The sequence below is a fragment of the Pseudomonas sp. SDO55104_S430 genome (assembly GCF_054070595.1).
On sequence record NZ_JBSVXG010000273.1, the window covers coordinates 1 to 6,774 of the forward strand.

A 6,774-nucleotide genomic window follows, 5' to 3' on the forward strand; every position below is an offset into this window, starting at 1 on the left:
ACATTGGTTTTGTGTCGTATACAGATCCAATGTGGGAGCGGGCTTGCTCGCGAAGGCGGCTTACTAAACGCTGCAGAAATCAGAGCTTGATCAACACCGACTTCAACTCGGTGTAATGCTCAATCGCCGCATACCCCATCTCCCGCCCAACCCCGGACATCTTGTACCCGCCAAACGGCAGCGCCGGGTCCAGGGCGCTGTGGCAGTTGACCCAGACCGAGCCGGACTTGATCCGCGGGATCATTCGGTGCACCGCCGCCAGGTCGTTGGACCAGATGCTTGCGCCCAGGCCGTAGGGGCTGTCGTTGGCCAGGCGCAGGGCTTCGGCTTCGTCGTCGAACGGAATGGCCACCAGCACCGGGCCGAAGATTTCTTCCTGGACCAGCGAGTGCTTCTGATCAACGTCGACAATCACCGTCGGCTTGACGAAGAAGCCCGGGCCGAACTGCTCGCCGCCGCAGGCGATGGTCGCGCCGCTTTCCCGGCCTTTTTCGATGTAGCCGTAGACCCGCTCCTGCTGACGCGCGGAAATCAGCGGCCCCATTTCCACGCTCGGGTCCAGGCCGTTGCCGAGTTTCATCGCATTGGCGATACCGGCGATGTCCGCCACCACGTTGTCGAAATGCTTGCGCTGCACATACAGGCGCGAACCGGCGCAGCACACCTGGCCCTGGTTGAAGAAGATCGCGCTGGCGGCACCGGCGGCGGCACTCGACAAGTCGGCGTCGGCCATGACGATGGTCGGCGACTTGCCGCCCAGCTCCAGAGTGACCCGGGTCATGGAGTCCATGGCGATCTTGCCGATCTGCTTGCCTACGGCGGTGGAGCCGGTGAAGGTCAGCTTGTCCACCAACGGGTTGTGGGTGAGGGCGGAGCCGGCGGTGATGCCGGTGCCGGTGACCACGTTGAACACGCCCTCGGGGTAACCGGCTTCCTGCACCAGTTCGGCGAGTTTCAGCGCGGTCAGCGGGGTCTCGTCGGCGGGTTTGAGCACCACGGTGCAACCGGTGGCCAGCGCCGGGCCGAGTTTCCAGCAGGCCAGCAGCAGCGGGAAGTTCCAGGCGACGATGGCGCCGACCACGCCCACCGCTTCGCGACGGATGAAGCTGTGGAGCTGATCGTTGGGCATCAGCGGCGCCGAGACATCGACGGTGGAGCCTTCGATCTTGGTCGCCCAGCCGGCCATATAACGCAGGAAGTCGATGGCCAGTTGCACGTCCATCACCTGGGCGACCATCGCGCTCTTGCCGTTGTTCAGGCATTCCAGTTGCGCCAGCAGCTCGGCGTCGCGCTGCATCAGGTCGGCGAGTTTCCACAACAGGTTCTGCCGCTCCCGTGGACGGGTGCGAGTCCAGGCCGAATCGTCGAACGCCTGGCGGGCGGCGAGCACCGCACGATCGACATCCTCAGGCGTTGCCCGTGGCACCACGCACAGCACTTCACCGGTGGCCGGGTTGTGCAGGGGCATGGTCTGGCCATCGGCGGCCTCGACCCAGTCACCGCCAATGAGCATGCGCGGGGCGCGCTGGATAAACGCCGTAGTGGCGGGAAGCAGGTTTGGGAGCGACATGTTGAAACCTCGTCTTGTTCGTGTGCCGAGGTCTTTTGCAATGGCTGTGCCAGTTGTGGATTTGTGCGCCGAGAGCCCGGGCGGGCGGGGCTGGCGGTTTTTTTCGGAATCGGCGGGAAGCCTGCGACCGTCGCAAATTGCGACGGCATGAGACTGCCCGCACACCCGGCATGAATACCTGTGGGAGCGAGCCTGCTCGCGATGGTCGTGAACGATTACGCAGACAGTCTTGATGTCCGCGTTGTCTGGACGTTCATCGCGAGCAGGCTCGCTCCCACAAAAGGCAGGTCTATGCTTGTCTCAGGTTGCAACAGGTGTCGCGAAATAAAACGTGCAACACCCGCGTTGCCCCCGCCAAAACCCGACCTGTTCCTCACAAGCCGTTGATTATTCAAGACATTCGCAAGCTGGCACGCTCCGTGTATTGCTCATCGCAGACGTTTCTCTGCCTCCGTCAGCGCCTCACCGCCGACGGCAGAAACCCAAAAAACGATAAGCGACAAAAATAAGAAAGCACCGTGCGAGGTTCGACGTTGATGAAGAGAAAACTCCGATCAGGCCTGAGTGTCAGTCTGCTGGCCGTGGCCGCCTGTGTGGCGCTGCATTCGCCTGACAGCCTGGCAGCCCGCGACGCCCAGACCATCCTCAAGGAAACCTGTCAGGGCTGTCACACCCCCGAAGCCAATAACGCCCTGAGCCGCATCAGCCACCAGCGCAAGACCCCGGAAGGCTGGCTGATGAGCATCGCCCGCATGCAGACCATGCACGGTCTGCAGATCAGCGATGAGGATCGCGCACGCTGGTCAAGTACCTGGCCGACACCCAGGGCCTGGCGCCGAGTGAAACTGATGGCGTGCGTTATGCCATGGAGCGCCGGCTCAACACCGTCGAGCAGTTCGACGAGAAAACCAGCCAGATGTGCGGCCGCTGCCACTCCGGTGCGCGGGTCGCCCTGCAACGTCGTCCGACCCAGGAATGGGAGCGTCTGGTGAACTTCCACCTCGGCCAATGGCCGTCGCTGGAATACCAGGCCCTGGCACGCGATCGCGACTGGTTCGACATCGCCCGCAAAGAGATGGTGCCGCTGTTGGCCAAGCGTTACGCGCTGGACAACCCGGCCTGGAAGAAATGGCTGAGCACCGCGCCGAAAAGCGAGGCGCTGGTGGGTGACTGGAGCTTCAGCGGGCACTTGCCGGGCAAAGGTGAACTGGCCGGGGTGATGAGCGTCAGCGCTGACGGCAGCGACACCTTCAAGGTCAGCGTCAAGGGCCAGTACGCCGACGGCACGCCGTTCAACGGCGACGGCAGCGCGATTCTCTACACCGGCTACGAATGGCGCGGCAACGTGACCATCGACGGCGTGACCATGCGCCAGGTGTTCGCCGCTCAGGGCAACGCCATGCAGGGCCGGATGTTCGAGGCCGAGCATGACGAGCGCGGCCTGGATTTCGTCGCCGCCAAGCAGGGCAGCAACCGCTTGCTGGCGGTGCAACCGGGCTACGTGAAAGCAGGTAGCGAAACCGAAGTGACCCTGATCGGCAGCGGCCTGACCGGCAAGCCGAACTTCGGCAAGGGCGTGGAAGTGGTCGAGGTTGTCTCGCAGACGCCCGAACAGATCAAAGTCAAACTCAAGGCCGCCGCCAACGCCCAGCCGGGCCTGCGCGCGGTCACCGTCGGCACGCTGAAAGGCCCGAACCTGTCGGTCTACAGCAAAATCGACTCGGTCAAAGTGGTGCCGGAATTCTCGGTGGCGCGGATCGGCGAGGGCGGTGGTTCGACGCCGAAGGTCCAGGGTCGTTTCGACGCCGAGGCCTGGGGCAAGGGCGCCGACGGCAAGCCGTATCGCATCGGTGTGTTCCCGGCGCAGTGGAAGGTCGAGGCCTTCGATGATCGCGCCAAGGAAGACGAAGACGTCAAGTACGCCGGCACCATGCAGGCCGACGCGGGCGTGTTCACCCCGGGCGATGCCGGGCCGAACCCTGCACGCAAAATGTCCACCAACAATGCCGGCAACCTCAAGGTGATCGCCGCCGTCGACGACGCAGGGAAATCCCTGACCGGCGAAGGCCACATGATCGTGACCGTGCAACGCTGGAACAATCCACCCATTCCATAAGGCTGGCCCGACACGGTTTCAGACACTTTTCGGAATGATCGCAAGCCCTGCGTGACGGGGCTTGCACAGGAGGTTTGCCATGGGCGCTATCTTGAATCTGGTCGAACGCAACCTGCACGAAGTGCACGTTGATGCCGACCGCATGCTGTTCCACATCCCAAGCAGTTCGCTGTTCGCCAGCGATGAGCTGACGGGCACCATCATCGACACCCTGCGCGGCCCGGGCTGTTCTTCGGACGACCTGATCCAGCGCCTGGCCGAGCGCTTCAACGGCGAAGAAATCACCGAGACCCTGCGCGAGCTGATGGCCCTGGAGCTGGTCAGCGACGGCTCGCCGCTGACCCCGGACATCGCCACCAAGCGCGTCGAACGCACCGCGATCAACACCGTGGTGCTCAACGTCAACACCGGCTGCAACCTGAGCTGCACCTACTGCTACAAGGAAGACCTGGACAAGCCGTCCGCCGGCAAGAAGATGGACGTCGAAACCGCCATCGCTTCGGTGGAGATGCTGCTCAAGGAATCCCCGGACGAAGAACGTTTCACCGTGGTGTTCTTCGGCGGCGAGCCGCTGAGCAATCGCAAGCTGATCGAGTACATGGTCGACTACTGCGAGAAACGCTTTGCCGAGGCCGGCAAGTTCGTCGAGTTCGTCATGACCACCAACGCCACGCTGCTCACCGAGGAGACCGTGGACTATCTCAACGCCCACCGTTTCGGCTTGTCGGTGAGCATCGACGGGCCGAAGACCGTGCACGACCGCAACCGCATCACCGTGGGCGGGCAGGGCACCTATGACGTGGTGCGGCGCAAGGCCGAGATGCTGCTGTCGCGCTACAACAGCCGTCCGGTGGGCGCGCGGGTGACCCTGACCACCGGCGTCACCGACGTCGAAACCATCTGGGATCACCTGTTCAACGAACTGGGTTTTGCCGAAGTCGGTTTTGCCCCGGTGACCTCCGGCGACATCAGCAGCTTCAACCTGACCAACGATGAGCTCAAACAGGTATTCGCCAACATGAAGGCCCTCGGCCGGCGTTACCTGGCAGCGGCGCTGGAGCACCGCAACATCGGTTTCTCCAACCTGCACCAGTTGATCACCGACATCCACGAAGGCCACAAGAAAGCCCTGCCATGCGGCGCGGGCCTGAAGATGCTGGCGGTGGATCACAAGGGTGAGCTGAACCTGTGCCACCGCTTTACCGGATCGTCCCTGCCGACCTTCGGCAACGTCCACAGCGGCGTGAAGCAGATGGAGTTGAACGACTTTCTGTCCGAGCGCCTGGACCGTACCAACACCGGTTGCAACGACTGCAACATCCGCAATCTGTGCTCCGGCGGCTGCTACCACGAGAGCTACGCCCGCTACGGCGACCCGGCTCATCCGACCTATCACTACTGCGAACTGATGCGTGACTGGGTCGACTTCGGCATCGAGGTCTACACCCGGATCATGGCCAATAACCCTGCGTTCATCAGCAGTTACATCACTCCGCGCAAGGCTCACTGATATGAAACATCTCAAGGCAATCAATAACAAAGCGTTGAAGCTGGATCAGGCCGCGGATGAAAACCGCATCGAAGAAGTGGTGGCCATGAGCTCGGTGGCAGGCTGCGCTTCGACCACTGACCCGGGCTGGGGAATCGATGCGTTCGGTGGCGTGTCGTCGCTGTGCCAGCCGATGGAGGCCGACCTGTATGGCTGCTCCGACCCGTGCTGGTGGCCGGCCCAGGTGCCCGACATGATGAGCACCTACCCGGACTGGAACAAGGACGCCCAGGCGTCCAACGACAACTGGCGCAACCTGGGCACTGTCTTCCCGAAAGACAAGTGATGCCCTCGAGAGCAGCGTACAAGAAGAAGGATTCCAGCATGCACAGCATCAAAGCCAGCGGCCTGGCCGCATTCGCCCTCCTGAGCGCCGCTTCGCTCAGTGCCGTGGCCGATGAAAACACTGCGTTGCAAGACGGTCACGAGTACATGTTGACCACCAACTACCCGAACAACCTGCACGTGATCGATCTGGCCACGGACACCGTGTTCAAGACCTGCAAGATGCCGGACGCCTTCGGCCCCGGCACCGTGCAACTGTCGCCGGACCGCAAGACCGCCTATGTGCTGAACAATCACTATGCGGATGTCTACGGCGTCGAACTGGACAGCTGCAAACAGGTGTTCCACGCCAGCATCACCCAGAAGCCGGGGGAGAAGGCCAAGTCGATGTTCGCCTTCACCTTGAGCCACGACGGCAAGGAACTGTTCACCATCGCCAACCCGACGCTGATGCTCAACGATCGGTATGAAGTGCAGCAGCCTCGTCTCGACGTCTACGCCACCAACGCCGGCATGGATGCCAAGCCGATCCGCAGCTTCCCGGCGCCACGGCAGCTGACCATCATGCAGAGTGGTGACGACGGCACGCTGTACGTGGCCGGGGCGGACGTCTACAAGGTCAACGTGCAGACCGGCAAGTTCGACGTGCTGATCCCCAGCCGTCACTGGAAACGTGCGAACTACAGCGCGCCGGACGTGCTCTACGTATGGAACCAGCAAACCTATCGTCATGACTTCTCGCTGCTCTACACCGCGGCGAAATTCAAGGACAAGAAGCAGGACCCGGCCACCGCCGAGTACCTGTACGGCCTGTTCAGCGTGGACCTGAAGACCGGCAAGACCGAAACCACCGACTTCGGCCCGCTGACGGAAATCTACTTCAGCGGCATGCGCTCGCCCAAGGATCCGAATTTGATGTTTGGCGTGCTCAACCGCCTGGCCAAGTACGACATCAAGGAGAAGAAGCTGATTCAGGCGGCGACCCTTGATCACTCTTATTACTGCATTTCCTTCAACAAGGATGGCAGCAAGATCTACCTGGCGGGGACCTTCAACGATGTGGCGATCTTTGATGCGGACAGTCTGAAGCAGACTGGCAGTATCAAATTGCCTGGGGGGGATATGGCGATTACTACGGCGCAGATTTTTGTGCGGTAATTTGCGGCGATTGGGCTGACGCTATCGCGAGCAGGCTCGCTCCCACAGTCGGTGATGGTCGGGCACAAAATGTGTGTTCACCAAAAGTCCACTGTG

Annotated in this window: 4 protein-coding genes and 1 pseudogene; 4 read left to right on the forward strand and 1 reads right to left on the reverse strand. The window is 62.0% G+C overall.

Annotated features, from left to right (window positions below):
- Window positions 1–79: 79 nt before the first annotated feature.
- Complete coding sequence (locus ACW9JE_RS27265; RefSeq protein WP_457434522.1) at window positions 80–1,570, reverse strand: aldehyde dehydrogenase family protein; 1,491 nt, start codon at window positions 1,568–1,570, stop codon at window positions 80–82.
- A gap of 536 nt (window positions 1,571–2,106) precedes the next feature.
- Between ACW9JE_RS27265 and peaA the strand changes: the two are divergent.
- The 4 genes and pseudogenes from peaA (at window position 2,107) to peaD (ending at window position 6,678) form a co-directional block, all read left to right on the forward strand.
- Window positions 2,107–3,686, forward strand: a pseudogene (peaA, locus tag ACW9JE_RS27270) (quinohemoprotein amine dehydrogenase subunit alpha).
- 79 nt (window positions 3,687–3,765) lie between these two features.
- Window positions 3,766–5,196: a quinohemoprotein amine dehydrogenase maturation protein gene (gene peaB / locus ACW9JE_RS27275; RefSeq protein ID WP_457434523.1), complete on the forward strand. Its 1,431-nt coding sequence runs from the start codon at window positions 3,766–3,768 to the stop codon at window positions 5,194–5,196.
- Window position 5,197: 1 nt separating this feature from the next.
- Window positions 5,198–5,521 carry a quinohemoprotein amine dehydrogenase subunit gamma gene (gene qhpC / locus ACW9JE_RS27280; protein ID WP_457434524.1) on the forward strand — a complete coding sequence of 108 codons (324 nt, stop codon included), beginning with the start codon at window positions 5,198–5,200 and terminating at the stop codon, window positions 5,519–5,521.
- Between the two features lie 38 nt (window positions 5,522–5,559).
- Window positions 5,560–6,678 (forward strand): quinohemoprotein amine dehydrogenase subunit beta, encoded by a 1,119-nt coding sequence (gene peaD, locus ACW9JE_RS27285; protein WP_457434525.1) that lies wholly within the window; start codon window positions 5,560–5,562, stop codon window positions 6,676–6,678.
- Window positions 6,679–6,774: the final 96 nt, after the last annotated feature.